The following is a 24723-nucleotide window of genomic DNA, read 5'->3' as shown; positions in this document are numbered from 1 at the left end:
TCAGCTCTCCCCGGACGAGGCGGGCATGCCGTCCTCGAACTGGCCCCGGATCACATCGAAGCGCTTCATCCGCTCCAGTACGGCCTCCGCCGTCGGCCGCTCCATCGCGTCGACGATCCGCCCGTCCCCGAGGAAGAGCACCAGGTCGGAGTGGGCGGCGGCGCCCGGGTCATGGGTGACCATCACGACCGTCTGACCGAGCTGGTCGACTGCCTCCCGAAGGAACCCGAGCACCTCCAGGCCCGCCCGCGAGTCCAGGTTGCCGGTCGGCTCGTCCGCGAAGATCAGCTCCGGCCGGGAGGCGAGCGCCCGGGCACAGGCGACGCGCTGCTGCTGGCCGCCGGAGAGCTGGGAGGGCCGGTGCCCGAGCCGGTCCCGCAGTCCCAGCGTGTCGATGACCTGCTCCAGCCACTTCTCGTCGGGCTTCTTGCCGGCGATGTCCATGGGCAGGGTGATGTTCTCGGCCGCGTTCAGGGTCGGGATGAGGTTGAACGACTGGAACATGAACCCGATCCGGTCCCGCCGCAGCCGGGTCAACTCCCGGTCCTTCAACCCGGTGATCTCGGTGTCGCCGAGCCAGACCTGCCCAGCGGAGACGTTGTCGAGGCCGGCCAGGCAGTGCATCAGCGTGGACTTCCCGGAGCCCGACGGCCCCATGACCGCCGTGAACCGGCCGCGCGCGATGTCCACGTCCACCGAGTCGAGGGCGAGCACCGTCGTCTCACCCGAGCCGTACGCCTTGGTCAGGCCGCGGGCCCGGGCGGCGATGCCGTCGGCCGACGCGGGGCTCGGGGTGTGCTCCGCTGCTGCTGTGGACAAGAGCGCCTCCTCTGGCGGACGTCACGTTCGCGTCGTCCCCGTCGAGCCTAATGTGACCCAGCGCACAACTGGAATCCTTCCGAGGTCCCGGCCCGTGTCCGCCCCAGGTCGGGCCCCCGGCTTCGATGTAAGGGGCACCCTCCGCCCGTACGGCATCCGGCGAGATCCGGGCAGCCCACTGGGGAGCCCTCGCCGCCGCCGTCGCCCGCCGTCAGGCCGAGATGTTCGACGTCCCCGTCCACGACAGCCCGGGCCACCGCCCTGCTCCAACTGCTGATCCACGTCCCCGTGTTGGAGCGCTCCAACGCCCTGTTCGCGTCTCAGCCGTGGCCTACGCGTACCGCGTAGCCGCCGGCCTGAAGGTCGTCACCTCGCCCGAGCAGGTGCGCGAGCCGGCCGGGCTGGTCATGAGCGGCGAGACCTCGGTGCGCGACATCGCGCGAGAACTGCGCCGGTGGAGCCTGTGACGGGCGGTGCCTACTCGCTCGACGGCCGCCACGCCGTGCCCAGGACGCAGTACGACGCGGGGAGCACCGGCCCCTTCTCCGGCATCATCACCTGCCGGTAGGGGCCGAGCTCGAAACCGGCGGCCCGCAACGCGGGGACCGCGTCGCGCGAGAGATGACAGCCGCCGTTGATCAGCGGCCACACCGTCCGGTCCAGCGCGCGCTGGGTGAACGTCATCGCGCGCCCGCCGCCCCGGCCATGCTCGAAGAACCGCACGACACCGCCGGGCCGCAGCACCCGCCGTACCTCGGCGAGGGTCCGCGGCACGTCCCGCACGCTGCACAGCACCAGCGAGAGCACGACCGCGTCGAAAGCCTCGCTCTTGACCGGCAGCGCCTCCGCGGAACCCGGCACCACGTCCACGGGCACCTCGGCGCGCAGCGCGGACTCCACCGCCAACTTCCGCAGCAGGCGCTCCGGTTCGATGGCGACGACCTCCGAGACGGCGCTCGGATAGTGCGCGAAGTTCAGGCCGTTGCCCGCGCCGATCTCGATCACCCGGCCGGACAGCCCGGCCAGCAGCCGGTCGCGTACGCCGCCCATGCCCATCCGGGTCTCGGCGTTGACGCTGATCCGGGCGTAGTAGCGGGCGAACAACGGGTGGTGCACGGCTCCCCGCGCCACCTTGCCTGAGCCGACGGACCGTAGGGCCATGGGGACCTCCCGGGCGGGACGGGACTCACGTCCCGATTCTCCCCCGTACGAGCCCGGCGCACCCCTGCTGCCGGTGTCTGGGGTCCGTCCGGCCCGGCGCGGCTGTCCCGGATCTGGCTGTACGCCCCGTGACCGCCTAGGCGTCCGCGAACGCGCGCGCGAACCCCGCGAGGTTCTGCGGGCAGGCCCAGATCTCCCTCGTCATCCGGCCTTCGAACCAGTCGCCGGTTTCGTCGTCGGCCTCGTCGCCGGAACCGTCCTCGGACCCGTCGTTCGACCCGAGGGCTGTCCTCGTCCCGTCCGCTGCCCCCGCGGAGTCCCGCTCCGGGCGGGCCAGCATCTGAAGGACGTGGCGAAGGTCGTCCAGCTCGTCGTCGGGCGCTACGTCGTCACAGGGATGCTCGCCATGAGCACAGGTCCTTGGCGCGAGGGCCCGCTCGACGCCGGACAACGCCGCGAGCACGCGGGCCTCGGCCGCCGCGTCCGGGCGGGCATAAATGACGTAAGGGCCTATGAGTACCAGGCCGAGGGTCCACAGCGCCGTGTCCGGTCCGTCGGCGGCCGTACTGGCCTCGAGACGACTCGCGCACTCCAGGACCGCGCGTCGCGCGTCTCCGAGGTGGTAGCCCTGCCGGATCTCGTCCCAGTCCGTGATCAGGGCGTCCCACTCCGCAGGGGTGGAGGGTACGGGAGGGGGAGCCGACTCGTCGTCGTGCTGCTCTTCGACCGCCATGATCAGAGGATGGCACGAGGGTCCGACACACCCGCGTCAGGGTGTCTGTCGCCCCCGGAACCCGTCCGCGTCCCACGTCCCGAACAACCGTGGGGCCAGCCAACGCGGCGCCGCCGCACGGAAGTCGGCAGGCGTCAGCGAACCCGCACCGGCCGGCAACGCGCCCAGCAGCGGCGCGCCCGCCACCTCCGGCAGATCGGAGACATTGCACCGCGACGCCAGATCCGGCGCGCCGGGCCAGCTGCCGATCACGATGCCCAGCAGGTCCAGCCGCCGGCGCCGCAGTTCACGCGCGCTCAGTTCCGTGGTGTTCAGCGTGCCCAGGCCCGCCGATGCCACCAGCAGGACCGGAGCCCCCATCGACTCGGCCGCGTCCGCCAGCGTGCCGCCCGTCTCGTCGAAGCGGACCAGGAGCCCGCCCGCCCCTTCCACCAGGACGAGGTCGTGCTCGGCGGCCAGCTTTGCGGCGGCCTCGGCGATCTCGTGCGGCCGGACCGGAGCACGGCCGGCCCGACGTGCGGCCGTCGCCGGTGCCAGCGGCTCCGGATAGCGGGCGAGTTCGGCGGTCGCGACGTCGCCGGCGAGGCGCGCGACCTCCTGCGCGTCCCCGCGCTCGTCCGGCCGCACGCCCGTCTGCGCCGCCTTGAGGACCGCCACCGACCGGCCGGCGCCCACGGCCGCCGCGGCGATCGCTGCGGTCGTGACCGTCTTGCCGACCTCGGTGCCCGTGCCGGTGATCACCAGTACCGTCACGTCAGCCCTCCCGCGCCGCCGCGCACACCGCGCGGGCGATCCGTGCCACATCCGCGTCGCTCGTGACGTACGGCGGCATCGTGTAGACGAGGTCGCGGAACGGCCGCAGCCACACGCCCTCGCGCACCGCGGCCGTCGTCGCCGCCCGCATGTCCACCTCGTGGTCCAGCTGGACGACCCCGATGGCGCCGAGGACCCGAACGTCCTTCACGCCCGGCAGGTCCGCCGCGGGCGCCAGCCCCTCGCGCAGCCCCGCCTCGATCCGCTCGACCTCGGCCCGCCAGTCCTGGCCGAGCAGCAGCTCGATCGAGGCGCAGGCGACGGCCGCGGCCAGCGGGTTGCCCATGAAGGTCGGGCCGTGCGCCAGCACCGGCACCTCGCCCTGAGAGATCCCGTCGGCCACGCGCGCGGTGCACAGCGTCGCGGCCATCGTCAGATAGCCGCCGGTCAGCGCCTTGCCCACGCACATCACATCCGGCGTCACCGCCGCGTGCTCCGCCGCGAACATCGCCCCCGTACGCCCGAAACCGGTGGCGATCTCGTCGAACACCAGCAGCACGTCGTGCGCGTCGCACGCCTCCCGCAGCACCCGCAGATAAGCCGGGGAGTGGAACCGCATCCCGCCCGCGCCCTGCACCACCGGCTCGACGATCACCGCGGCCAGTTCGTCCGCATGCCGCTCGATGAGCGCCCGCAGCCGGTCGGCGTACGACTCCTCGTACTCGGCCGGCGGCGGGTCCGCGAACACCTGGCGCTGGAGCACCCCGGTCCACAGCTCGTGCATCCCGCCCTCGGGGTCGCACACCGACATCGGCTGCCAGGTGTCGCCGTGGTAGCCGCCGCGCCAGGTCATCAGCCGCTGCTTGCCGGGGCGGCCCAGCGAACGCCAGTACTGGAGGCACATCTTGACCGCGACCTCGACCGACACCGACCCGGAGTCGGCGAGGAAGACATGCTCCACGCCCTCGGGCGACAAGTCGACAAGGTGCTTCGCCAGTCGGACGGCGGGCTCGTGCGTGAGCCCGCCGAACATGACGTGACTCATACGCGACAGCTGCTCGCGCACGGCCTCGTTGAGCACCGGGTGGTTGTAGCCGTGGATCGCCGACCACCAGGACGACATGCCGTCGACCAGCTCGCCCGAGCCGTCGGCCGGCTTCAGCCGCACCCCGCTCGCCGACTCCACCACGAGCGGCTCGCTGCGGCCGGGCATGGGGCCGTACGGATGCCAGACGTGCCGCCGGTCGAGGTCGAGCAGTTCGGGCACGCTCAGGCCCGGTCCGGTGCGCGGGTCAGGCATTGGGCGCGAGGTCCGTTCCGGCGCCCCGGCGCCGTACGGCGACCAGGTCGGTGCGCGGCTCGCCGGCCGGCGCGGCAGCGGCCGTACCGCACACTCCGCCACTCTCGTGGGACCCGCAACCGCCACCCTCGTGCGACCTGCACCCGGCGTCTGCGTGCGATCCGCATCCGGCGCTCTCGTGGGACCCGCAGCCCGAGCTCTCCTGCGAACCGCACCCGCCACCCCCGGCAGCCGCCGCCCGGTGCTCCGGCAGCGTCACCTGCTCGGTGCCCTCCACCTCGAACCCGGCGTCCGCGATCATCTCCAGGTCGGCCTTGCCCGCCTGGCCCTCACTGGTGAGGTAGTCGCCGAGGAAGATCGAGTTGGCCAGGTGCAGGGCGAGCGGCTGCATCGAGCGCAGATGCACCTCGCGTCCGCCCGCGATGCGCACCTCGACGTCCGGGCACACGAACCGGACCATCGCCAGGATGCGCAGACAGCGCTGCGGGGTGAGGTTCCACTCCTTGGCCAGCGGGGTGCCCTCGAACGGGATCAGGAAGTTGACCGGCACCGAGTCCGGGTCCAGCTCGCGCAGCGCGTAGACGACGTCGACCAGGTCCTCGTCGCTCTCGCCCATGCCCGCGATCAGGCCGGAGCAGGCGGACAGGCCCGCGGCGTGCGCCTTCTGCACGGTGTCCACGCGGTCGGCGTAGGTGTGCGTGGTCGTGATGTCCCCGTAGGTGGACTCCGAGGTGTTCAGGTTGTGGTTGTAGGCGTCCGCGCCGGCCTCGCGCAGCCGCTCCGCCTGGCCGTCGGAGAGCAGGCCGAGACAGGCGCACACCTCGACGCCCTCGTTCTGGTCCTTGATCGCCTTGATCGTGTCGGAGACCCGGTTCACGTCCCGGTCCGTCGGGCCTCGCCCGGACGCCACCAGACACACCCGCTTGGCACCGCCCGCGAGTCCGGCGGCGGCGGCCTTCGAAGCCTCCTCGGGCTTGAGCCAGGTGTACTTCAGGATCCCGGCCTTCGCCCCGAGGGCCTGCGAGCAGTAGGAGCAGTCCTCCGGGCACAGGCCGGACTTGAGGTTGACGAGGTAGTTCAGTTTGACGCGTCGGCCGAACCAGTGCCGGCGTACCTTTCCGGCCGCGGCCACCACATCGAGCAGGTCGTCGTCGGAAGTGGCGAGGACGGCGAGCGCTTCCTCGCGGGTCGGCAGCTCGCGCCGAAATCCCTTGTCCACCAGCGTGTTCAGCAGGTCCATGAAAGCCGATCCTGTCTTACGGAGCCGTCCCGGGCCAAGGAAGATTCCCACAACAGAAGCGCTCGCAGGTGTGGGTATTGCCACACCCTGAGCCGCTGGTCGTCCCATTAGTGTCTGTGCACTGCCTACAAAACCTCCGGAGGACCCATGGCGTTCGGCTGGATCGACCGGCAGGAGCGGGTGCGCAGCCGCAGGGGACTGGTACGCACCCTGCGCCCCCGCCCCGCCGACTCGCCGCTCCTCGATCTCGCGAGCAACGACTACCTGGGGCTGACCCGCCACCCGGAGGTGGTCGAGGGCGCGGCGCGGGCGGCCCGGACCTGGGGCGCTGGGGCGACGGGCTCCCGGCTCGTCACCGGTACGACCGAACTGCACGGCGAGCTGGAACGGGAGCTGGCCGATTTCTGTGGATTCGAGGCGGCCCTCGTCTTCTCCTCCGGGTACGCCGCCAACCTCGCGGCGGTCACCGCGCTGGCCCCGCTCCGCTCCCTCGTGGTCTCCGACGCCGGCAACCATGCCTCACTGATCGACGGCTGCCGGCTGGCCCGGGGCACGTCGCAGGTGGTGGAGCACGCCGATCCGGACGCCGTGCGCAAGGCGCTCCTGACGCATGACGGACCGGCCGTCTATGTGTCCGACACGGTCTTCTCGGTCGACGGCGACGCCGCCCCGCTCGCACCGCTCGCCGAGGCGTGCCGGGAGCACGGCGCAGGTCTGGTGCTCGACGACGCCCATGGCCTGGGCGTGCTCGGCGACGGCGGCCGCGGGGCCCCGCACGCGGCGGGGCTCGCGGGCGACGACGACGTCGTCGTGACGGTCACCTTGTCCAAGTCGCTCGGCAGTCAGGGCGGTGCCGTCCTCGGTCCCGCCCGGGTGATCGACCATCTGGTCAACGTGGCCCGTACGTTCATCTTCGACACGGGTCTCGCCCCCGCGGCGGCGGGCGCCGCCCTCGCGGCACTGAGACTGCTGCGCCGTGAGCCGGAGCGTGCCGCGCGGGCCCGCAGGGTCGCGGGCGAGCTGCACACACGGCTGACGGCCGCGGGTCTGGAAGCCGTACGTCCGGACGCCGCGGTCGTCTCCGTGCGGGCGCCGTCCCCGGAGCAGGCCGTCGCGTGGGCGGCCGACTGCCGTGCGGCAGGGCTCGCCGTGGGCTGTTTCCGTCCTCCTTCCGTTCCCGACGGCATCTCACGGCTGAGGCTCACCGCCCGCGCGGACCTCTCCGAGGGGCAGATCGAACGCGCTGTACAGGTGATCGGCGAGACACGACCATGAGTCGGCGTGACACGGCCGTGCGCCGGGGCGGTCAGATTCGGTCAGAAGGTGTCAGGACTGGAACGCGGCTGTGAAACCCGCCCAGCTCTCGGGGGAGAAGAGCAGCGCGGGTCCGGCCGGGTCCTTGGAGTCGCGCACGGCGAGCAGCCCGCTCCAGGGACCGGAGGGGGTGCGAGCCGTCTCGACGCAGTTGTTCGCGCCTGTGCTGTAGCTGCTGCGCAGCCATCGAACACCAGGCAGATCAGTGCTGGCAGTTACGTTCCGAGGCAGTGCGGTCATGGTGCCTCCTTACGCGCCGCCACCCAGCGCGGCGATGTAATCCAACGTTTCCTCGGGCGAAAGGGCGTGGATCCGAAGGGCGTTGAAGGCCTCCGTGTAGGCCCGGAGGTCTTCTTTCCGTTCGAGATAGAGGCTACTCGTCAAGTGGTCGAGAACAACCACATCCAGATCAGAAGTGCGCGAAAATGAGAAGATAACGAAAGGGCCGGTGATGCCGATATGCTCCCCGGCCGCGAACGGCAGCACCTGCAGCCGCACATGAGGCAGCCGCGCCGCCTCCATCAGCCGCCCCAGCTGTCGCGCCATCACCTCGGGACCGCCGATCTCGCGGCGCAGCACCGCCTCGTCGAGCACCGCGCTCAGCCGCAGCGGCGGGTTGGCGTACAGTACGTCCTGCCTGGCCAGCCGGACCGTCACCAGCGCGTCGAGCCGCTCGTCGGCGGTGCCGGCCTCGTCGGCGAGTCCGCTCACCGCGGCCCGCGTCACCGCCCGGGCGTACTCGGGCGTCTGGAGCAGCCCGGGCACCACGGACGTCTCCAGCGTGCGCATCGCGCTCGCCTGCGACTCCAGACTGATGAAATCCCGGTACGTCGGCGGCAGTACACCGCGGTACGCATGCCACCAGTGATGCCGGCCGCCCCCTTCGTCGGAGCCCGCCAACACCAGCAGCAACTCCCGGAGTTGCCCCTCCCGAACGCCGTACGCATCCAGCAGTAACCGCACATCGGCCGGTTTCACCCCGCTGGAACCGGTCTCGATCCGGCTCACTTTGGACTGGTGCCAGCCCACCAGCCGGGCCGCCTCACCACTGGTGAGCCCCGCCCCGGTACGCAACGCACGCAGTTCTGCGCCCAGTTTCCGGCGGCGCACCGCGGGCCCGTGCTGCATGGGAACTCCTTACTCCAACCGGGCCGCCCAAATACGCTCTGCCGTCGCAGAGTTCACCGCATCGAGCGACAGATATATGCATATCTTGGTGGATCGCCACCTCTGACGGGCGCGGTAATGGCAGTCTGGCGACGAAGCACCAGTCCGGGACCGTACTCGAACCATCCGCTCCGTGTCGGACTGCGGTCCCGTGGGAAAGGGACGACGTCGCCATGGCAGATCACCTGGAAGCATCCGTCACTCTGCCGAGCGATCCCGCCTCGGTCTCCGCGGCCCGGAGCTACGTGGTCACCACCCTCGCCGAGTGGGGACTGCCACCGGACACCGAAGCCGCCGACACCATCCGGCTGATCGTCTCCGAACTCGCCACCAACGCCGTACAGCACACGCTCGGTCAGTCACCCACCTTCAGGGTGGACATCGAGCTCGACCGTGACGAACACCTGCGCATCGGCGTGACCGACAGCCATCCGCGCTTCCCCAAGCGACTGCCGGCCGCCGTCCAGCAGGACAACGGCCGGGGTCTGGTCATCATCCGCTGGCTCACCGCGGAGTGCGGCGGCAAGCTGCGGGTGCGGCCCACCCGTGAGGGCGGCAAGACCGTCTCCATCGAACTGCCGTGGACCGTCCCCACGGCGCCGGTGCCGGCGGCGGGACAGCAGGAGCCCTGACCCCTCACGGCGGCGACGGCTGTCCGGCGCGCCCGAACGTGCCGCGCAGCAGGGCCCGGAAGGCGTCCGCGGCCGGCGCCGCCTCGTCGCTGCGAAAAGCGACCGAGATCGTACGGCGCAGCCCTCCGCCCTCCAGCGCCCGCACCCCGACCGGAGTGACCGACGTGCGCGCCACCATCTCCGGCACGACCGCCACCCCGAGCCCCGCACTGGCCAGCGCGCACACCAGCAGGTACCCCGGCGTCGGAACCAGTACCGAAGGGGTGGCCCCGGCCCGCGCCAGCACCGCTTCCACCTCCCGCCGGGCCGGAGCGTCCGGCGCCATGCTGATCAGCGGCTGCCCGGCGAGCTCGGTCAGCGGCAGCCGAGCGGTCCCGCTGGTGAGGGCATGGCCCGGAGCGGACACCAGGACCAGCTCCTCCACGAGGATCGGTTCGAGGCCGACGGACGAGGGCAGCGGGACCGGCGAGCCCGGCTCGTAGGCGTGGGTGAGCGCCAGATCGACCTCACCGGCCGCCACGGCGGTGACACCGGCCGACGGTTCGTAGTCGGCGACGGTCAGCTCCACGTCCGGATGCGCCCGGCGGAAGGCGCTGAGAGCCGGGGGCAGCAGATGGATACCGGCGGTCTGGAAGGTGCCCAGACGCAGGGTCCCGCCCGACAGGCCGGTCAGCCGGGCCAGTTCGTGCCGCGCCCGCTCCAGCTCGTCGAGCACCCGGCGGGCCCGGGCCACCAGCAGCTCGCCCGCACCGGTGAGGCGGGCCCCGCGATGGTGTCGTACCAGCAGGGCGGTGCCCGCCTCGCGCTCCAGTTTGGCCAGCTGCTGGGAGAGCGCGGGCGTGGTGTAGCCGAGCCGTTCGGCCGCCCGGGTGATCGAACCCGCCTCCGCTACCGCCACCAGGGCGGCCAGACGGGTCGGGTCGTACATGGAGGCTCCCGTCTGCCACTGCCTTAACCAATGCTTTAGGCGAGCGCAGCATATTGGAAATACCTGCTGAAGGCTGCCGTCAGGCACCCTGACGGCATGGACGCACAGCTCATCGCCTTCACCGGCGTCTCCGCCGGCCTGGTCGCCATGCCGGGAGCCGACTTCACCGTCGTCGTACGCAACGCTCTCGTCTCCCGCCGGGCCGGTGTCGCCTGTGCGCTGGGGATCGGGGCCGGGCTGCTCATCCACGTGACGCTCGCGGTGGTCGGGGTCGCCGCGGTCCTGGCCGCCGTGCCGGCACTGTTCCGGGCGCTCCAGGTGGTCGGGGGCCTCTATGTGCTGTACCTGGGCGTCCAGACGCTGCGTGGGGGGCCCGGCGAGCCGGCCGAGGGGCGCGAGGAGTCCACCGCCCGGCCGCTGCGGCAGGGCTTCGTGACCAACGCCCTCAACCCGAAGGCGTCCCTCACCTTCCTCAGTGTGCTGCCGCAGTTCGTGCCCGCGGGCTCGCCGGCGCTGCCCCGGACGCTGCTGCTGGCCCTGATCGTGCTCGCGATCGCGCTGGTGTGGTTCCAGGTCGTCGCTCTGCTGGTGGACCGGCTGGGCAGATGGCTGCGCAGGCCGCGGGCAGCCCGGGCGGTCACGGTCGGCACGGGCGCCGCGCTGACGGTATTCGGTCTGGCGCTTCTCGCGGGGCCGCTGTCGGCCCTGTGAAGCCCCGGGGGCGGTGACGGCGTGTCAGGCCGCCCTCACCGCCCCCGGGAAGGTCACCTCACCCGGCCGTACCAGACGCTCCTGGTCCAGATCTTCTGCAGCCTCACCACGTCCCCGCTCTTCGGGGAGTGCCAGATCTTTCCCTTCCCGGCGTAGATGCCGACGTGGTAGACGTACGACCCCGAGTGGAAGAACACCAGGTCTCCGGCCTTGCGGTTCTGGGCGGAGATGTGGCGGGTCTTGTTGTACTGCTGAGCCGCCGTCCGGGGCAGCTTCTTGCCCGCCTTCTTGTACGAGTACAGCGTGAGCCCGGAGCAGTCGAACCTGCTCGGCCCGGTGGCGCCCCACTTGTACGGGGCCCCCTTCTTGGAGGCCGCGACCTTCAGTGCCTTCGTCGCCGGCGTCGCGGCTTCGGCCTCGGTGGCGAAGCCGGGGGCGACCACGGTGCCGCCCACTGCGACGAGCGTGAGGGCCGAGGCCGTACCGGCCCGGGCCATGAGCGACGGGACACGATTGAGCGCAGTCATGCGCAACCCTTCGTCAGCCGCCTGTGAAGGATGACCTGTCGGATTCGGGCTGGCGAAGTTGCCCGGCCGCGTTGCCGCGGCTTCACCCCAAGGGCTGCTCGGTTCGAACGAACGTCCGCTCCGGCGGCCCGTCTTGCTCGGGTCCTCCACTCCTGCCGATCCACTCCTGTCGACCGGTCATCCGGGCGGCGGCAGGACTCGGCGTCCGCCCGGACCGCCCCGCCGCTGTGGCGGGGGCTTGTCGTCAGACAGGGATCTTGACGCACGGATGAACGAAAAACCCAACGGAACCGGGGATTTGTGGTGTTACTCACCACTCACCCGTTCGGGTGGACACCCTTGTGTTCGAGCAGATGTCCAGATACCCGAGGAGCCTCGGACCAGGCACGAAGCACCCAATTCCGCCTTGCGTCGATGGCTGTTGCGCAACATCGAGGGGCGCGCAAAAGGAGACACGGCTACGCCGAACGGGGGTACGCCGTTTGGTGCGTTTCGACGCCGATCCGGACGGCTCGGCATGCCGAGCCGTCCGGATCCGGTCTGTACGCGTCGTCAAGTGTCGGAGCGCGGCGGCACCGTGACACGAGCCGTGCGGCGTTCTCCGTCCAGCACGCGCAGCGCGCGCGCCAGCGTGGGGGCGTGCAGCTCCGTCTCGCCTCGCTGGTGCATCAGCGCCAGCGCGTCCCGCAGCGCGGCGGCCTTGGCCACCAGCGCCTGGGCGGCGCGCAGTCCGCGGTAGGTGTCGCCGTGCTGCGCCGGGTTGATCCGGCCGAGCAGGTCCACCACCTCGAGATAACGGTCGATCAACTCGCCCTCGGCCCGCGTCAGTGCGGGAAGGGGCGGCAACTCGGGTGGGAGCACCGGCCGGATCACCTCCCCGTGGGCGGGGCGAGGGTCGCCTTGCGGCTGGGGATGATCCGGTCCACCAGCCCGTACTCCAGCGCCTCCTGGGCGTCAAGGATCTTGTCCCGCTCGATGTCCGCGGCCACCTGCGCACGGCTGCGCCCGGTGTGCTGGGCGAGCATCTCCTCCAGCCGGGTCCGAATGCGCGTCAGTTCGTCGGCCTGGATGGCCAGATCGCTCGCCTGCCCCTGCACCGGCTCGGGCAACGCCGGCTGATGGATCACCACACGCGCTCCCGGCAGGGCGAACCGCTTGCCCGGGGTGCCCGCCGCCAGCAGCACGGCGCTCGCCGAGCCGGCCTGGCCCAGGCAGATCGTCTCCACGTCACAGGCGACGAACTGCATCGTGTCGTAGATCGCCGACATGGCGCTGAACGAGCCGCCCGGCGAATTGATGTACAGCGAGATGTCCTGGTCGGGATTGCTGTGCTCCAGGTACATGAACTGGGCCATCACGTCGTTCGCCGAGATGTCGTCGATCCGCGTGCCGAGGAAGACGATCCGCTCCTCCAGCAGCTTCGAGTACGGGTCCTGGGTCTTGGTACCCGAACTGGTGCGCTCGGTGAACTCGGGCAGTACATAGCGGGCGGACGGGCGGGTCATGGCTCACGCTCCCTTGCCGGGGTGCCTATGAAAAATGTACAGGACGTACATGACGTAATGTAGGGAGCATGGCCTACGAGATTCCGGTGACGCAAGCAAGGGCTGAGCTCGCCGATCTGATCAATCGCGTGGTGTACGGCGGTGAGCGCGTCGTCGTGACGCGCCACGGAAAGCCCCTCGTCGCCCTTGTCTCCGCCTCTGACCTGGAACGACTGGAAAAGCTGGGGGAGTCGGCCGACCTCGCCGAGGAGCAGGTCGTCAGCGCGGTCTCCCGCGTTCGCGAGGTGGCGTCCGCTCCCCGCGAACGGCAGCGGTTCGGAATCGCGGCCGAGCATCGGAGCCCGGGTCCGTCGTAGGCGGGCACGACAAAAAAGACCGTGCCCCCCGTCCGCTACAGCGGGGGTGCGCGGTCGCTCGATGGCCGGTCGCTTCGGTGTGGCCGGTGGGTCAGCCGACGGCGGCGAGCTCCTTCTCGGCCGTGGGCGCGCCGCTCTCCTTGCGCGCCTTGAGCGCGTTGCCCAGCAGCACTGCGCCCAGGCCCAGCGCGGCCCACCAGGTCAGGGTCAGGGCGGGAGCGGTCGCCGCCGCGCCGTCGAAGAAGGACACCGAGCGCAGCAGCGTCGTGCCCGCGCCCGGCGGCAGCCACTGGCCGACGGCGCCCGCCGGTTCGGGCAGCATCTGCGGCGCCGACGCCGCCCCGGAGAAGGGGTTGCCGAGCAGCATCATGACGGCGGCGGTGATGCCCACCCCGGCAGGGCCGACGAGGGCGGCGAGCCCGGCGACGGCGCTGCTCACGGCCAGCGTCATCAGCGCGAACACCCCGGCCTCCGCCCACCAGTCGCCGGCCAGCACCTGAAGCCAGCTGTGCGCGAGGGCTGCCGTGACCGCGCCGATCAGCGCGGCGGCCCCGACCAGAGCGCCCGCGGCGCGCAGGCCGCGCAGCCCGAGCAGCGTCACGGCCGCACCCGCCGCGATACCGGCCAGGGCGAGGGGCAGCACGCTGGAGCCCAGCGCCGCGCCACGCGGATCGTTCGCCGGTGCCGGCACGACATCGACCGTGCGGACCCGCGCCCCCTCGGCCGAGGCGTGCTCGGCCACCGCATGCTGGAGCAGCTGGGCGACGGCCGGGCTCGCCGCTGATGCGGTCAGCAGGCCGGGGCCCTCGGGTGTCACGACGATTGCGCCGTACACGGTCCGGTCCTCGACGGCCTGGCGGGCGGCGGCCTCGTCGGCGTAGCGATGGATCTCGAACGCGCCGTCACGCTGGGTGAGTTGCCGCTCGACCTGGGCCGTGGCGGCGGCCGGGCCCGCCACGCCGAGCGGCAGGTCCCTGGGGGCGGTGCGGGCCGCGGGCCAGGCGAACGCCCACAGGGCGAGTGCGGCGAGGACGGGGACGAGGACGACGACCGCGAGCAGGTGCCGGCGCCCGGCGTTCGGGTGCGGTGTAGCGGAGTGGGTGGACATGGTCTCGACTCCAGGGAGAGGGATCTACGGAAGATTAAAAAGAAGGATCGTTCGTTTTTCCTGTCACCACCGTGCTCGCCCATGGCGGCGCTTGTCAAGAAGGAATGTTCGTTTTACTTTGGGACCATGGCCCGCGTATCCCAGGAGCACCTCGACGCCCGCCGCCGGCAGATCCTCGACGGCGCCGCGCGTCTCTTCGCCCGCAACGGCTTCCACGCCACGTCCATGCAGGACGTGCTGAAGGAGGTCGATCTCTCGGCCGGGGCGGTCTACCGCTACTTCAGCGGCAAGGACGAGCTGATCGCAGCGATCGTCAAGGAAGTGCTCGGCGAGATCCGCGCCTCCTTCGAGGACGCCGCCCGGCAGAGCCCGCCCCCGCCACCGGACCTGCTGGTGGGAGCGGTCCTCGGCCGCACGCTGCGCGTCTACTCGGCCCTGGACGACGACGGGGGATCGGTCTTCCCGCCGCTGGTCATCCAGGTCTGGGCGGAGACCGTCCGCAACAAGGAGCTGGCGTCCGTGCTCGAGGACGTGTACACGACGCTGCGGGAGTCCTGGGTGCGCGCCGTCGAGGCATACCAGGACGCCGGGATGATGCCGGCGGACATCCCCGCGGACCATGTGGCCCGCACGATGATCGCGACCGTGCAGGGATTCATCGCCCAGCAGGCCCTGTTCGGGCCGGCGCCCCTGGAGGTCCTGCAGGACGGCCTGCGGGCGCTGACGAGCATGCCCTCCGCGCGCCCGGCCACTGAGGGATCACAGCTGGGTTAACGTGCCCGAAACGCTGCCCAACTAGCCTGCCGATCCACGCCACCAGGCACTTTGCCCGATGGCCGCGGCAGCCGGGCCCCGCACGGTCCGGAGCGAGGACTGTGAGGTGGGACGTGCAACTGACCCCGCACGAGCAAGAGAGGCTGCTCATCCATGTGGCGGCCGACGTCGCCGAGAAGCGCAGGGCCCGCGGACTCAGGCTCAACCACCCCGAGGCGGTCGCCCTCATCACCTCGCACATCCTCGAGGGCGCCCGCGACGGCCGCACCGTCGCGGAACTCATGTCCTCCGGACGCAAGCTGCTCACGCGGGACGACGTCATGGAGGGCATCCCCGAGCTGATCCACGACGTCCAGGTCGAGGCCACCTTCCCGGACGGCACCAAGCTGGTCACCGTCCACGACCCCATCGTCTGAGGGCGGCCCCGATGATTCCCGGAGAGATCCTTTTCGGCGAGGGCCCGATCGTCTGCAACGAAGGCCGTGAGGTCACCCGGCTGACCGTCCTGAACGCTGCCGACCGGCCCGTCCAGGTCGGCTCCCACTACCACTTCGCCGAGGCCAACCCCGGCCTGCGCTTCGACCGCGCCGCCGCCCACGGCAAGCGGCTCGACGTCGCCGCCGGCACCGCGGTGCGCTTCGAGCCCGGGATCCCCGTCGACGTCGCACTCGTCCCGCTCGCCGGCGCCCGCGTGGTGCCGGGACTGCGCGGCGAGACGGGAGGCGCCCTCGATGCCTGAGATCTCCCGTGCCGCGTACACCGACCTGTTCGGCCCGACCACCGGTGACCGCATCCGGCTCGCCGACACCGATCTGCTGGTCGAGATCGAGGAGGACCGCTGCGGCGGACCTGGACTGGCCGGTGACGAGGCCGTGTTCGGCGGCGGCAAGGTCATCCGCGAGTCCATGGGCCAGTCCCGGGCCACCCGTGCGGACGGCACCCCGGACACCGTCATCACCGGCGTCGTGATCATCGACCACTGGGGCGTCGTCAAGGCCGACGTCGGCATCCGTGACGGCCGTATCACCGGCATCGGCAAGGCGGGCAACCCCGACACGATGGACCGGGTGCACCCCGACCTCGTCATCGGCCCCGAGACCGAGATCATCGCCGGGAGCGGCCGGATCCTCACGGCCGGCGCCATCGACGCGCACGTCCACTTCATCTGCCCGCAGATCGCCGACGAGGCCCTGGCCGCGGGCATCACGACACTCGTGGGCGGCGGCACCGGACCGGCCGAGGGATCGAAGGCGACGACCGTGACACCCGGTCCGTGGCATCTGGCACGGATGCTGGAGGCGATGGAGCAGTACCCGCTCAACATCGGTCTGCTGGGCAAGGGCAACACCGTCTCCCACGAGGCGATGCTGTCCCAGATCCGCGGTGGTGCGCTCGGCCTGAAGCTGCATGAGGACTGGGGCTCGACCCCGGCGGTGATCGACGCCTCGCTCACCGTCGCCGAACAGACCGGCATCCAGGTCGCGATCCACACCGACACCCTCAACGAGGCCGGGTTCGTCGGTGACACCCTGGCCGCCATCGCGGGGCGCGGGATCCACGCGTACCACACCGAGGGCGCGGGCGGCGGACACGCGCCGGACATCATGACCGTCGTCTCCGAGCCGCATGTGCTGCCGAGTTCGACGAATCCGACCCGGCCGTTCACCGTCAACACCGCCGAGGAACACCTCGACATGCTGATGGTGTGCCACCACCTCAACCCGGCGGTGCCGGAGGACCTGGCCTTCGCCGAGTCACGGATCCGGCCGTCGACGATCGGGGCTGAGGACGTCCTGCACGACCTGGGCGCCATCTCGATCATCTCCTCGGACTCCCAGGCCATGGGACGCGTCGGCGAGGTCGTCCTGCGGACCTGGCAGACGGCCCACGTCATGAAGCGGCGCCGGGGCGCGCTGCCCGGCGACGGACGGGCCGACAACCACCGGGTACGCCGCTATGTCGCCAAGTACACGATCAACCCGGCGCTCGCCCAGGGCCTGGCCCGCGAGATCGGGTCGGTGCAGAGCGGGAAACTGGCCGATCTGGTGCTGTGGGAACCGGCGTTCTTCGGGGTCAAGCCGCACCTCGTCATCAAGGGCGGGCAGATCGCCTACGCACAGATGGGCGACGCGAACGCCTCGATCCCGACGCCCCAGCCAATCCTGCCCCGCCCGATGTACGGGGCGATCGGGCGGGCACCCGCCGCCAACTCCTTCAACTTCGTCGCCCCAGCGGCTCTGGAGGACGGGCTGCCGGAGCGGCTCCAGCTCGGCAAGCGGTTCGTGGCCATCGAGTCGACGCGCGGTGTCACCAAGGCCGACATGCGGCAGAACGACGCGCGACCCGAGGTGCGGGTCGACCCCGACAGCTTCGCCGTGCACATCGACGGCGAGCTCGTCGAGGCGGCGCCCGCCGAGGAACTTCCCATGGCCCAGCGATACTTCCTCTTCTGACGGCGGGGTTCGATGTCACGGGCAGCACTTCTCGTCCTGGCCGACGGCCGCTTTCCCGCCGGGGGGCACGCGCACTCCGGCGGGGCCGAGGCGGCCGTCAAGGCGGGACGCATCACCGGGGCCGCGAGCCTGGAGGACTTCTGCCGGGGGCGGCTGCACACGGCGGGGCTGGTCGCGGCCTCGCTCGCCGCTGCGGCGGCCCTCGGCGCGGACCCGGTCACACTGGACGAGGCGGCCGACGCGCGTACCCCGTCCCCCGCCCTGCGGCTGGCCGCGCGCAAGCTCGGCCGGCAGCTGATGCGGGCCGCTCGGGCGACCTGGCCCGCGGCGGAACTCGACGCGCTGGCGGGCCGGTTTCCCAAGGGCGCCCATCAGCCGGTCGTGCTGGGAGCCGTGGCCCGGGCCGCCGGGCTGGGCGCGGTCGAGGCGGCGTACTGCGCCGCGTACGAGAGCGTGAGCGGGCCGGCGAGCGCGACGGTACGGCTGCTGAGCCTCGACCCCTTCGACGCCACGGCCGTACTGGCCCGACTGGCGCCGGAGCTGGACCGGGTCGTGGACCGGGCGGTGGAGGCGGGGCGGCTGGTGGTCGAGAGCGGGGTCGACGAGCTGCCCGCGGCTTCGGGACCGTTGCTGGAGATCGGGGCGGAGGTGCATGCGGCCTGGGCCGTACGGCTGTTCGCGTCCTAGCGGTACTCACCCCCGGGCCCCTCTCAGGACCACTCACCCCCGCGCCCCTCTCGGGACCACGCACCCCCGCGCCCCACCTCAGGACCACGCACCCCCCATCCCGTACCGAAGGAGCCGCCCATGCATCTCGACCACTCCCACGACGGACCCGCCGCCGTCAGCGCCGACGCGCACCGGCCGGACGGGTCGCGGCGGGCTCTGCGCATCGGCCTCGGCGGGCCGGTCGGGTCCGGCAAGACCGCCACCGTCGCCGCGCTCTGCCGGGTGCTGCGCGAGGAACTGTCCCTGGCCGTCGTCACCAACGACATCTACACGCGGGAGGACGCCGAGTTCCTGCTGCGGGAGGCCGTTCTGCCGCCGGAGCGGATCACCGCCGTGGAGACCGGGGCCTGCCCGCACACCGCCATCCGGGACGACATCTCCGCGAACCTCGAAGCCGTCGAGGATCTGGAGGACGAGGTCGGTCCCCTCGATCTGATCCTGGTCGAGTCCGGCGGGGACAACCTCACCGCCACCTTCTCCAAGGGGCTCGTCGACGCGCAGATCTTCGTGATCGACGTCGCCGGCGGGGACGACATTCCCCGCAAGGGCGGCCCCGGGGTGACCACCGCCGATCTGCTCGTGGTCAACAAGACCGACCTCGCGCCGTACGTCGGCTCCGACCTGGCGCGGATGGCGGCCGACGCCAAGGCGCAACGGGCCGAACTGCCCGTCGTCTTCCAGTCGCTGCGCGGCGGGCCCGGAGTCACGGACGTCGCCGACTGGGTGCGGGCGCGGCTCGCCGCGTGGACGGCGTGACCGCGACCGTGGCCGGTGGCGTGCGGGCCGTCGCGCGGATCGTCGCCCGCGACGACCGGCGGGGCGGCACGGCGCTGCCGGTGCTCGACAGCGACGGGCCGCTGGCGCTCCGACGGACCCGGGGGAGTGGCGCCGAGGCGCGGGTCGCTCTCGTCGGCGCGATGAGCGGTCCCCTCGGCGGCGACCACTTCACCGTCGAGGCCGACGTGGAGGCGGGCGCTCGGCTGCGCGTCACCTCGGCCGCGGCCACCATCGCGCTCCCGGGGCAGGGCAAGGGCGAGGCGCGCTACGACGTACGGCTGTCCGTGGCCGACGAGGCCGAACTGCACTGGCTGCCGGAGCAGTTGATCTCGGCGAAGGGCAGCGATCTGCACGTCGACACCCGCGTCGACGTCGGCGCGACGGGGCGGCTGGTGCTGCGCGAGGAGCAGGTCCTCGGTCGGGCGGGGGAGGAGCCGGGGCGGCTCGGCAGCCGGATCCGGGTACGGGTCGCGGGGCGGCCGGTGCTCGATCAGGAGCTCGCCTGCGGCCCCGGCGCGCCGGACGGCTGGGACGGGCCGGCGGCCCTGGGCGGACATCGGGCCGTCGGTCAACTTCTCGTCGTACGGCCCGAGTTCACGGCGCATCCGGTGCCGGCCCGGGTGCTCGGCGACAACGCCGCCGTCATGCCGCTCGCCGGGCCCGCCGCCCTGGTCAGTGCCGTGGCGGCGGACGCGCTGCGGCTGCGAAGGCTGCTGGACGAGGCTCTGGTCTCTCTCGACCGAGCCGGTCCGGGGGGCCGGCCGAACCCCGTCAGCTGATCGGCAGTCGCCGGAACTTGCGCTCCTTCTCCTTGGCCGCCTTCGCAGCCGCCTCCTCCTCGGCCTTGGCGACGGCCGCGTACTGGTCGACGTACTCCTGCTCGGACAGCGACAGGATGGCGTACATGATCTCGTCGGTCACGGCGCGCAGGATCGCCTTCTCGTTCTCCATGCCGGCGTAGCGGGAGAAGTCGAGGGGCTCGCCGAAGCGGATCTTGACCGGGTGGATGTTCGGGATGACCTTCCCCGGCGGCTGTGCCTCGAACGTGCCGATCATCGCGCACGGGACGACCGGGACGCCGGCCTTGAGCGCCATCACCGCGACTCCGACCTTGCCCTTGTAGAGCCGTCCGTCGTGCGAGCGGGTGCCCTCCGGGTAGATGCCGAGGAGTTCGTCCTTGCCCAGGACCCCCAGTCCCTCGCGGATCGCGGCCTGGCCAGCCTCCTTGCCGGTGCGGTCGACCGGGATCTGCCCGGCGCTGCGGAAGAAGGCAGCCGTCAGGCGTCCTTTGATGCCGGGGCCGGTGAAGTACTCCTTCTTCGCCAGGAAGGTGATCCGCCGCTTGAGTATCGCCGGCATCAGGAAGTGGTCCGAGAACGACAGGTGGTTGCCGGCGACGATGGCGGCGCCCGTGTCCGGCACGTGCTCCAGGCCCTCGATGCGCGGGCGGAAGACAAGTCTCAGCAGAGGTCCCAACAACACGTATTTCAGTACGTAGTAGAACAAGGGGTCGCTCCTCACTCCGGCGGATGCACTAGGAACGCCGTGTTCTGGCAGGTCGACCAGTGTGCCGTGGGGCTGCCAGTGTAGGCGCAGGGGTGACAGGCCGGAACCGGGTCGGGGACGGACGGATGCCGGCCGCGGCAATCCCTCTGACTGGATGTCAGAAGGTCGGCGGACGGCGTCGATTGCGGGTGGGGAGGACCGCCTGACCAGCCTGGTGTCCTGGATCGGCGGGCGGCAACCGGAAGGCTTGGTTTGGCGTGATCACGATCAACGGGTGGCAGGCGGCCCGCCCTTGCGGGGAGCCCTCGCGTCTGCTCGTCCATCACAGCCGCACGATGATCAGCGCCGTGTCGTCGGTCGCGCCGCCCGGCGGCAGCAGCTCCAGCAGGACGGCGTCGGCGAGGGACTCGGGGTCGGCGGTGCGATGGCGCACGAGTGCGTCGGACAGGCGGGCCAGACCGGTGTCGATGTCCTCACGGCGCCGCTCGATCAGACCGTCGGTGTACAGCACGAGCGTGGCGCCCTCGGCGTACGTGGTGGCGGCCTGCGGTCTGGGCCTCGGATCGGGCCGGGCGTCCAGTGGCGGATCGGTGGCCCGGTCGAGCAACTCCACCTCGCCGTCGGCGTGGACCAGCACCGGCGGCGGATGGCCGGCGCTGCTGTAGGTGATGGTGCGCGCGTCGCAGTCGATGAATGTCGTGACCGCGGTGGCCGACTCCGCGCCGTCCACCACATGGGCGTAGCGACCCAGGATGTCCAGCGCCTGGGCCGGCCCGTCGGCGACCCGTGAGGTGGCGCTGAGCGCGCTGCGCAGCTGCCCCATCACACCGGCGGCCGGGAGGCCGTGCCCGACCACGTCGCCCACGGACACGCCGATGCGGTTGCCACCGACCAGGTCGATCAGGTCGTACCAGTCGCCGCACACGTTCAGCGCGCCGACCGCGGGCCGGTACCGCACCGCAGCCCGATGGTTGCCCACCTGCCGCCGGGCGGGCAGCATCGCCTCCTGGAGGGCGAGCGCCACCTCGCGCTCCCGGGCATGCGCCAGCCGCAGCCGTTCGTTGAGCTCCTGCAACTCACGGGCGCGGGTGTACAGCTCCGCCTCCAGGACCCGCGCCCGGGTGTCGCTGCCCCCGCCGCCGCCCCGCAGCCGGATGAGCTCGGTGACCTCCTCGACCCGGTGCAGCACGTAGGCCACCTGTCCCCCGGGGCCGTGGACGGGTGCGTTGATGGGACTCCAGTACCGCTCCTCCCAGTGGCCGGGACGGACGGCGTCCTCGACGTCGTAGCGCTGCAACGCCATGGCGTCGCGCTCGCCGGTGGCCACCACGCGCAGCATCGACGCCCGCACGTCGCGCATGCCGGTCGCGGCGGGATCGTTGGGGTTGTCCGGGAAGACGTCGAAGATGTACCGGCCGACCAGCTGGTCGCGGGTGCGGCCGGACAGGCGCTGGAAGTCCTCGTTGGCGTCGGCGTACACCAGCTCCGGCGTCAGCAGGGCGACCATTCCGGGCAGGGCCTGGAACACCGCCTCGTAGTCGATCGCCTTGTCTTCCATGGCTTCGCCTCACCACCGGGACTTGACCAGTTTCCCATGCCATGCGCCGTATCTACCGATCTACTACAGATGGGGCCGTACGGCAGGTCAGGGCGGCGGATCCGTCAGGGACTGCTCGGCCCAGATGATCTTCCCCTCGGGGACGAAGCGGGTGCCCCACCGCTGGGTGAACTGGGAGACCAGCAGCAGCCCCCGCCCGCCCTCGTCGGTGGTGCGCGGATGGCGCAGGTGCGGCGCGGTCGCACCGCCGTCGAAGACCTCGCAGATCAGCGCCCGCTCCCTGATCAGGCGCAGCCGGATGGGTCCGGCGGCGTAGCGGATCGCATTGGTGACCAGCTCGCTGACGACCAGTTCCGTCGTGAACGCCAGCTCCTCCAGCCCCCACTCCGACAGCTGCCGGGTGGCCGTCTTGCGGGCGTCGGCGACGGCCGCCGGGTCGGAGGGCAGATCCCAGTCGGCGACCTGCTCGGTGCCCAGAAGCCGGGTGCGGGCCATCAGCAGGGCCACGTCGTCGTGCGGGCGGTCCGGCACCAAGGCGTCGATCACGGTCCGGCAGTGCAGGTCGATGGTGGTCGCGGGCTGTTCCAGGGCCTCCCGCAGCCGGTCCCGGTCGGCGTCGACGGCCCACTCGTCCCCGCGCGCCAGCAGACCGTCGGTGTGCAGGACGAGCGTGCTGCCGCTCACCAGGGCCAGCTCGACCGACTCGAAGGGCGGACCGCCCGCGCCCAGCGGCGGGCCCTGGGGGAGGTCGACGAAGGTGGCGGTGCCGTCGGGCAGCACGACGGCCGGCGCGGGGTGGCCGGCGGCGGCCATGGTGCACTGCCCGTCGACCGGGTCGTAGAGGACGTACACGCACCCGGACCCCACCGACCGGGCCATGGCGGCCTCCGCGTCGGCCGGCTCGCCCCCCTCCTCGCGGGCCAGCTGGGCGACCAGGTCGTCCAGGTGGGCCAGCACCTCCTCGGGCGGCAGATCCAGCGCCGCCAGGGTCCTTACGGCGGTGCGCAGCCGGCCCATGGCCGCGGCGGCGTCGATGCCGTGCCCGGGCACCTCGCCCACCACCAGGGCCACGCGGGCCCCCGACAGCGGGATGATGTCGTACCAGTCACCGCCGAGGCCGGTCAGCTCGTCGGCCGGCCGGTAGCAGGCGGACACCTCGAGCGCGGTCTGCTCCGGCAGCCGGTGCGGCAGCAGGCTGCGCTGGAGGACCAGGGCGGCGTCGCGTTCGCGGGTGTAGCGGCGGGCGTTGTCGACACAGACGGCGGCCCGCGAGACGAGGTCCTCGGCCAGGTTCAGGTCGGCCTGCTCGAAGGGCTCCTGGCGGTGGCGCCGGAAGAAGGTCGTCAGGCCCAGGGTGACACCCCGGGCGCAGATCGGCACGATCATCACACTGTGCAGGCCCAGCTCCAGGAAGATGGCGGCCTGTCCGCCGTGCGCGTGCTCCGACCATGCCTCGCCGAGTGGATCGAGCTTCTCCTCGCGCCAGGACTCGGCCGTCCGCAGACAGCGGATCGGCGGTGACCCCGCCGGATAGACGACCACCTCCCCGATGTCGACGACCGCCTCCGGCACCCGCTCGGTGACCGATCGCTGCCCCGCGCGGCGCAGCGGCACCGGATCGGCGTCGCCCAGCGGCCCGGCGGCGGGCTCCCCGCCCCGCAGCACCGACTCCAGCAGATCCACGGTGACGAGGTCCGCGAGCCCCGGTACGGCCACCTCCGCCAGCTCCTGGGCGGTGCGTGTGATGTCCAGGGTGCGGCCGATGTGCTGGCCGGCCACGTCGAGCAGGGCCAGGCGCTGCCGGGCGCGGTGCCGGTCGGTGATGTCCTCCACCGTGTAGTACACGCCCATGGGATGGCCCTGGCCGTCGTCGAGCCGGGTGAACGACATCATGTGGGCGGTCTCGCGCAGCGGCGCGGAGCGTACGTGGCCGATGTGCTCGTAGCCGACGATCGGCTCGCCGGTCGACAGCACCCGCCGCATCTGGGCTTCGATGTTCTCGGCGTCGATGCCGGGCTGGATGTCCGCGAGCCGCAGCCCGAGCCGGCGGGTCGGCGGGCCGCCGCCGAACTGGGTGAGCGCTGCGTTCGACCACACGAAGCGCAGCTCCGTGTCGACGATCGCTATGCCGACGGGGGAGCGGGCGACCATCTGCTCCAGCACGGCGCGGCTCATGTCCCAGCCGGTGGCGTCCTCGAGCTCGGACAGCAGCACGAGCCAGCGCGAGGAGCCGTGGGTGTCGAGGGCCGACGTGATCCGCACCATGAGCCGGATCAGGGAGCCGTCCTTGTGCCGGGCCGTCAGCAGCCCCGCCCAGCCCCCCTGCCTACGGCACCGCTCCAGCAGCTCCGGCACCCGCCCCGCGTCCTCGTCGCCGAACAGCTCGGCGACATCGCGTCCGACCGTCTCGGAGGCCGGGTACGCCAGCACCCGTTGCGCATCCCAGGTCCACCCCGTCACCAGACCCTGCGCATCGAGCAGCAGAGGCGCGGCGTCCGCCACGTCGAACCCCTGCCTGGCAACGCCCTGCTCCTCGTATGTGCCCACGGCCGACCTCTCTGTCGCTGAGAGCGGTCTACCACCTCTTGTCCCCATCTTCACCCTTCCGGACAACCCCGCCTCTTTGCGGGGGCCGGGCGGGGACCACCGCGGCGGAGGGACAGCTCGGTTCG

Annotated in this window: 27 protein-coding genes, 1 pseudogene and 1 riboswitch; of the genes and pseudogenes, 12 read left to right on the top strand and 16 right to left on the bottom strand. The window is 71.8% G+C overall.

The window, feature by feature from the left end:
• Nucleotides 1-819, bottom strand: a complete 819-nt coding sequence (locus ACHBTE_RS11310) for an ABC transporter ATP-binding protein (protein WP_394723532.1) — start codon at nt 817-819, stop codon at nt 1-3.
• Nucleotides 820-983: 164 nt separating this feature from the next.
• Between ACHBTE_RS11310 and ACHBTE_RS11305 the strand changes: the two are divergent.
• Nucleotides 984-1286: pseudogene (locus ACHBTE_RS11305) on the top strand (fic family toxin-antitoxin system, toxin component).
• Between the two features lie 10 nt (nt 1287-1296).
• On the opposite strand, the gene ACHBTE_RS11300 reads toward ACHBTE_RS11305, so the two are convergent.
• From ACHBTE_RS11300 to bioB, 5 genes are all read right to left on the bottom strand, one after another.
• Complete coding sequence (locus ACHBTE_RS11300; protein ID WP_394723531.1) at nt 1297-1980, bottom strand: class I SAM-dependent methyltransferase; 684 nt, start codon at nt 1978-1980, stop codon at nt 1297-1299.
• A 136-nt stretch (nt 1981-2116) separates the two neighbouring features.
• Complete coding sequence (locus tag ACHBTE_RS11295; protein ID WP_394723530.1) at nt 2117-2713, bottom strand: hypothetical protein; 597 nt, start codon at nt 2711-2713, stop codon at nt 2117-2119.
• Nucleotides 2714-2749: 36 nt separating this feature from the next.
• On the bottom strand, nt 2750-3466 hold the full coding sequence (gene bioD / locus ACHBTE_RS11290; RefSeq protein ID WP_394723529.1) for a dethiobiotin synthase: 717 nt from the start codon (nt 3464-3466) through the stop codon (nt 2750-2752).
• 1 nt (nt 3467) lies between these two features.
• The gene (locus ACHBTE_RS11285; protein WP_394723528.1) at nt 3468-4766 is read right to left on the bottom strand and encodes an adenosylmethionine--8-amino-7-oxononanoate transaminase; all 1299 of its coding nucleotides are present in this window, start codon (nt 4764-4766) and stop codon (nt 3468-3470) included.
• Nucleotides 4759-6006, bottom strand: a complete 1248-nt coding sequence (bioB, locus tag ACHBTE_RS11280) for a biotin synthase BioB (protein ID WP_394723527.1) — start codon at nt 6004-6006, stop codon at nt 4759-4761. The genes ACHBTE_RS11285 and bioB overlap by 8 nt, the downstream gene beginning before the upstream one ends.
• A gap of 147 nt (nt 6007-6153) precedes the next feature.
• Between bioB and ACHBTE_RS11275 the strand changes: the two genes are divergently transcribed.
• Entirely contained in the window at nt 6154-7281 is a 1128-nt protein-coding gene (locus ACHBTE_RS11275; protein ID WP_394723526.1) for an 8-amino-7-oxononanoate synthase, read from the top strand.
• Between the two features lie 51 nt (nt 7282-7332).
• Here ACHBTE_RS11275 and ACHBTE_RS11270 read toward each other — a convergent pair whose 3' ends face one another.
• On the bottom strand, nt 7333-7560 hold the full coding sequence (locus ACHBTE_RS11270) for a DUF397 domain-containing protein (protein WP_394723525.1): 228 nt from the start codon (nt 7558-7560) through the stop codon (nt 7333-7335).
• A 9-nt stretch (nt 7561-7569) separates the two neighbouring features.
• Nucleotides 7570-8448, bottom strand: a complete 879-nt coding sequence (locus tag ACHBTE_RS11265) for a helix-turn-helix domain-containing protein (RefSeq protein WP_394723524.1) — start codon at nt 8446-8448, stop codon at nt 7570-7572.
• 212 nt (nt 8449-8660) lie between these two features.
• On the opposite strand from ACHBTE_RS11265, the gene ACHBTE_RS11260 reads away from it, so the two are divergent.
• Entirely contained in the window at nt 8661-9119 is a 459-nt protein-coding gene (locus tag ACHBTE_RS11260; RefSeq protein WP_394723523.1) for an ATP-binding protein, read from the top strand.
• A 4-nt stretch (nt 9120-9123) separates the two neighbouring features.
• Here ACHBTE_RS11260 and ACHBTE_RS11255 read toward each other — a convergent pair whose 3' ends face one another.
• Nucleotides 9124-10047 carry a LysR family transcriptional regulator gene (locus ACHBTE_RS11255; RefSeq protein ID WP_394723522.1) on the bottom strand — a complete coding sequence of 308 codons (924 nt, stop codon included), beginning with the start codon at nt 10045-10047 and terminating at the stop codon, nt 9124-9126.
• Nucleotides 10048-10143: 96 nt separating this feature from the next.
• Here ACHBTE_RS11255 and ACHBTE_RS11250 point away from each other — a divergent pair, with 96 nt between their 5' ends.
• On the top strand, nt 10144-10758 hold the full coding sequence (locus ACHBTE_RS11250) for a LysE family translocator (protein WP_394723521.1): 615 nt from the start codon (nt 10144-10146) through the stop codon (nt 10756-10758).
• 53 nt (nt 10759-10811) lie between these two features.
• On the opposite strand, the gene ACHBTE_RS11245 is transcribed toward ACHBTE_RS11250, so the two are convergent.
• The 3 genes from ACHBTE_RS11245 to ACHBTE_RS11235 all read right to left on the bottom strand — a co-directional run bounded on the left by ACHBTE_RS11245 (nt 10812) and on the right by ACHBTE_RS11235 (nt 12790).
• Nucleotides 10812-11285: a C40 family peptidase gene (locus ACHBTE_RS11245; protein WP_394723520.1), complete on the bottom strand. Its 474-nt coding sequence runs from the start codon at nt 11283-11285 to the stop codon at nt 10812-10814.
• A 3-nt stretch (nt 11286-11288) separates the two neighbouring features.
• Nucleotides 11289-11499: riboswitch (cyclic di-AMP (ydaO/yuaA leader) on the bottom strand.
• 338 nt (nt 11500-11837) lie between these two features.
• Nucleotides 11838-12146: a hypothetical protein gene (locus ACHBTE_RS11240; protein ID WP_394723519.1), complete on the bottom strand. Its 309-nt coding sequence runs from the start codon at nt 12144-12146 to the stop codon at nt 11838-11840.
• Between the two features lie 8 nt (nt 12147-12154).
• Nucleotides 12155-12790, bottom strand: a complete 636-nt coding sequence (locus tag ACHBTE_RS11235; RefSeq protein ID WP_394723518.1) for an ATP-dependent Clp protease proteolytic subunit — start codon at nt 12788-12790, stop codon at nt 12155-12157.
• A gap of 68 nt (nt 12791-12858) precedes the next feature.
• On the opposite strand from ACHBTE_RS11235, the gene ACHBTE_RS11230 reads away from it, so the two are divergent.
• Nucleotides 12859-13146 (top strand): type II toxin-antitoxin system Phd/YefM family antitoxin, encoded by a 288-nt coding sequence (locus ACHBTE_RS11230; protein ID WP_394723517.1) that lies wholly within the window; start codon nt 12859-12861, stop codon nt 13144-13146.
• Nucleotides 13147-13237: 91 nt separating this feature from the next.
• Here the strand turns inward: ACHBTE_RS11230 and ACHBTE_RS11225 are convergent, their stop codons facing one another.
• On the bottom strand, nt 13238-14254 hold the full coding sequence (locus ACHBTE_RS11225) for an ABC transporter permease (RefSeq protein ID WP_394723516.1): 1017 nt from the start codon (nt 14252-14254) through the stop codon (nt 13238-13240).
• A 126-nt stretch (nt 14255-14380) separates the two neighbouring features.
• On the opposite strand from ACHBTE_RS11225, the gene ACHBTE_RS11220 reads away from it, so the two are divergent.
• From ACHBTE_RS11220 to ACHBTE_RS11190, 7 genes are all read left to right on the top strand, one after another.
• The gene (locus ACHBTE_RS11220; protein ID WP_394723515.1) at nt 14381-15028 is read left to right on the top strand and encodes a TetR/AcrR family transcriptional regulator; all 648 of its coding nucleotides are present in this window, start codon (nt 14381-14383) and stop codon (nt 15026-15028) included.
• 113 nt (nt 15029-15141) lie between these two features.
• Nucleotides 15142-15444, top strand: coding sequence for an urease subunit gamma (locus ACHBTE_RS11215; RefSeq protein ID WP_394723514.1), 303 nt, complete (start codon nt 15142-15144; stop codon nt 15442-15444).
• 11 nt (nt 15445-15455) lie between these two features.
• The gene (locus ACHBTE_RS11210) at nt 15456-15767 is read left to right on the top strand and encodes an urease subunit beta (RefSeq protein WP_394723513.1); all 312 of its coding nucleotides are present in this window, start codon (nt 15456-15458) and stop codon (nt 15765-15767) included.
• A complete protein-coding gene (locus ACHBTE_RS11205; protein ID WP_394723512.1) occupies nt 15760-17481 on the top strand; it encodes an urease subunit alpha in 1722 nt (573 codons plus the stop codon). Before ACHBTE_RS11210 ends, ACHBTE_RS11205 begins: the two co-directional genes overlap by 8 nt.
• Nucleotides 17482-17493: 12 nt before the next feature.
• Nucleotides 17494-18168 carry an urease accessory protein UreF gene (locus ACHBTE_RS11200; RefSeq protein WP_394723511.1) on the top strand — a complete coding sequence of 225 codons (675 nt, stop codon included), beginning with the start codon at nt 17494-17496 and terminating at the stop codon, nt 18166-18168.
• 120 nt (nt 18169-18288) lie between these two features.
• Nucleotides 18289-18966 (top strand): urease accessory protein UreG, encoded by a 678-nt coding sequence (gene ureG, locus ACHBTE_RS11195; protein ID WP_394723510.1) that lies wholly within the window; start codon nt 18289-18291, stop codon nt 18964-18966.
• Complete coding sequence (locus ACHBTE_RS11190) at nt 18954-19766, top strand: urease accessory protein UreD (RefSeq protein ID WP_394723509.1); 813 nt, start codon at nt 18954-18956, stop codon at nt 19764-19766. Before ureG ends, ACHBTE_RS11190 begins: the two co-directional genes overlap by 13 nt.
• Here ACHBTE_RS11190 and ACHBTE_RS11185 read toward each other — a convergent pair.
• The 3 genes from ACHBTE_RS11185 to ACHBTE_RS11175 all read right to left on the bottom strand — a co-directional run bounded on the left by ACHBTE_RS11185 (nt 19759) and on the right by ACHBTE_RS11175 (nt 24598).
• Complete coding sequence (locus ACHBTE_RS11185; RefSeq protein ID WP_394723508.1) at nt 19759-20493, bottom strand: lysophospholipid acyltransferase family protein; 735 nt, start codon at nt 20491-20493, stop codon at nt 19759-19761. The genes ACHBTE_RS11190 and ACHBTE_RS11185 overlap by 8 nt on opposite strands.
• A 322-nt stretch (nt 20494-20815) precedes the next feature.
• The gene (locus tag ACHBTE_RS11180; protein WP_394723507.1) at nt 20816-22051 is read right to left on the bottom strand and encodes a PP2C family protein-serine/threonine phosphatase; all 1236 of its coding nucleotides are present in this window, start codon (nt 22049-22051) and stop codon (nt 20816-20818) included.
• An 87-nt stretch (nt 22052-22138) separates the two neighbouring features.
• Nucleotides 22139-24598, bottom strand: coding sequence for a SpoIIE family protein phosphatase (locus ACHBTE_RS11175; RefSeq protein ID WP_394723506.1), 2460 nt, complete (start codon nt 24596-24598; stop codon nt 22139-22141).
• Nucleotides 24599-24723: the final 125 nt, after the last annotated feature.

It is taken from the genome of Streptomyces sp. M41, assembly GCF_043673425.1.
Classification (GTDB): Bacteria; Actinomycetota; Actinomycetes; order Streptomycetales; family Streptomycetaceae; genus Streptomyces.
The sequence above is the reverse complement of the archived record's forward strand: the minus strand, read 5'-3'. Positions and strand labels throughout refer to the sequence as shown.

Excerpts from the sequence above, each read along its gene's own strand:
- ACHBTE_RS11300 (WP_394723531.1), bottom strand. The coding sequence starts at position 1,980 with ATGGCCCTACGGTCCGTCGGCTCAGGCAAGGTGGCGCGGGGAGCCGTG.
- ACHBTE_RS11295 (WP_394723530.1), bottom strand. The coding sequence starts at position 2,713 with ATGGCGGTCGAAGAGCAGCACGACGACGAGTCGGCTCCCCCTCCCGTA.
- ACHBTE_RS11285 (WP_394723528.1), bottom strand. The coding sequence starts at position 4,766 with ATGCCTGACCCGCGCACCGGACCGGGCCTGAGCGTGCCCGAACTGCTC.
- bioB (WP_394723527.1), bottom strand. The coding sequence starts at position 6,006 with ATGGACCTGCTGAACACGCTGGTGGACAAGGGATTTCGGCGCGAGCTG.
- ACHBTE_RS11275 (WP_394723526.1), top strand. The coding sequence starts at position 6,154 with ATGGCGTTCGGCTGGATCGACCGGCAGGAGCGGGTGCGCAGCCGCAGG.
- ACHBTE_RS11270 (WP_394723525.1), bottom strand. The coding sequence starts at position 7,560 with ATGACCGCACTGCCTCGGAACGTAACTGCCAGCACTGATCTGCCTGGT.
- ACHBTE_RS11265 (WP_394723524.1), bottom strand. The coding sequence starts at position 8,448 with ATGCAGCACGGGCCCGCGGTGCGCCGCCGGAAACTGGGCGCAGAACTG.
- ACHBTE_RS11260 (WP_394723523.1), top strand. The coding sequence starts at position 8,661 with ATGGCAGATCACCTGGAAGCATCCGTCACTCTGCCGAGCGATCCCGCC.
- ACHBTE_RS11255 (WP_394723522.1), bottom strand. The coding sequence starts at position 10,047 with ATGTACGACCCGACCCGTCTGGCCGCCCTGGTGGCGGTAGCGGAGGCG.
- ACHBTE_RS11250 (WP_394723521.1), top strand. The coding sequence starts at position 10,144 with ATGGACGCACAGCTCATCGCCTTCACCGGCGTCTCCGCCGGCCTGGTC.
- ACHBTE_RS11245 (WP_394723520.1), bottom strand. The coding sequence starts at position 11,285 with ATGACTGCGCTCAATCGTGTCCCGTCGCTCATGGCCCGGGCCGGTACG.
- ACHBTE_RS11235 (WP_394723518.1), bottom strand. The coding sequence starts at position 12,790 with ATGACCCGCCCGTCCGCCCGCTATGTACTGCCCGAGTTCACCGAGCGC.
- ACHBTE_RS11230 (WP_394723517.1), top strand. The coding sequence starts at position 12,859 with ATGGCCTACGAGATTCCGGTGACGCAAGCAAGGGCTGAGCTCGCCGAT.
- ACHBTE_RS11225 (WP_394723516.1), bottom strand. The coding sequence starts at position 14,254 with ATGTCCACCCACTCCGCTACACCGCACCCGAACGCCGGGCGCCGGCAC.
- ACHBTE_RS11220 (WP_394723515.1), top strand. The coding sequence starts at position 14,381 with ATGGCCCGCGTATCCCAGGAGCACCTCGACGCCCGCCGCCGGCAGATC.
- ACHBTE_RS11210 (WP_394723513.1), top strand. The coding sequence starts at position 15,456 with ATGATTCCCGGAGAGATCCTTTTCGGCGAGGGCCCGATCGTCTGCAAC.
- ACHBTE_RS11205 (WP_394723512.1), top strand. The coding sequence starts at position 15,760 with ATGCCTGAGATCTCCCGTGCCGCGTACACCGACCTGTTCGGCCCGACC.
- ACHBTE_RS11200 (WP_394723511.1), top strand. The coding sequence starts at position 17,494 with ATGTCACGGGCAGCACTTCTCGTCCTGGCCGACGGCCGCTTTCCCGCC.
- ureG (WP_394723510.1), top strand. The coding sequence starts at position 18,289 with ATGCATCTCGACCACTCCCACGACGGACCCGCCGCCGTCAGCGCCGAC.
- ACHBTE_RS11180 (WP_394723507.1), bottom strand. The coding sequence starts at position 22,051 with ATGGAAGACAAGGCGATCGACTACGAGGCGGTGTTCCAGGCCCTGCCC.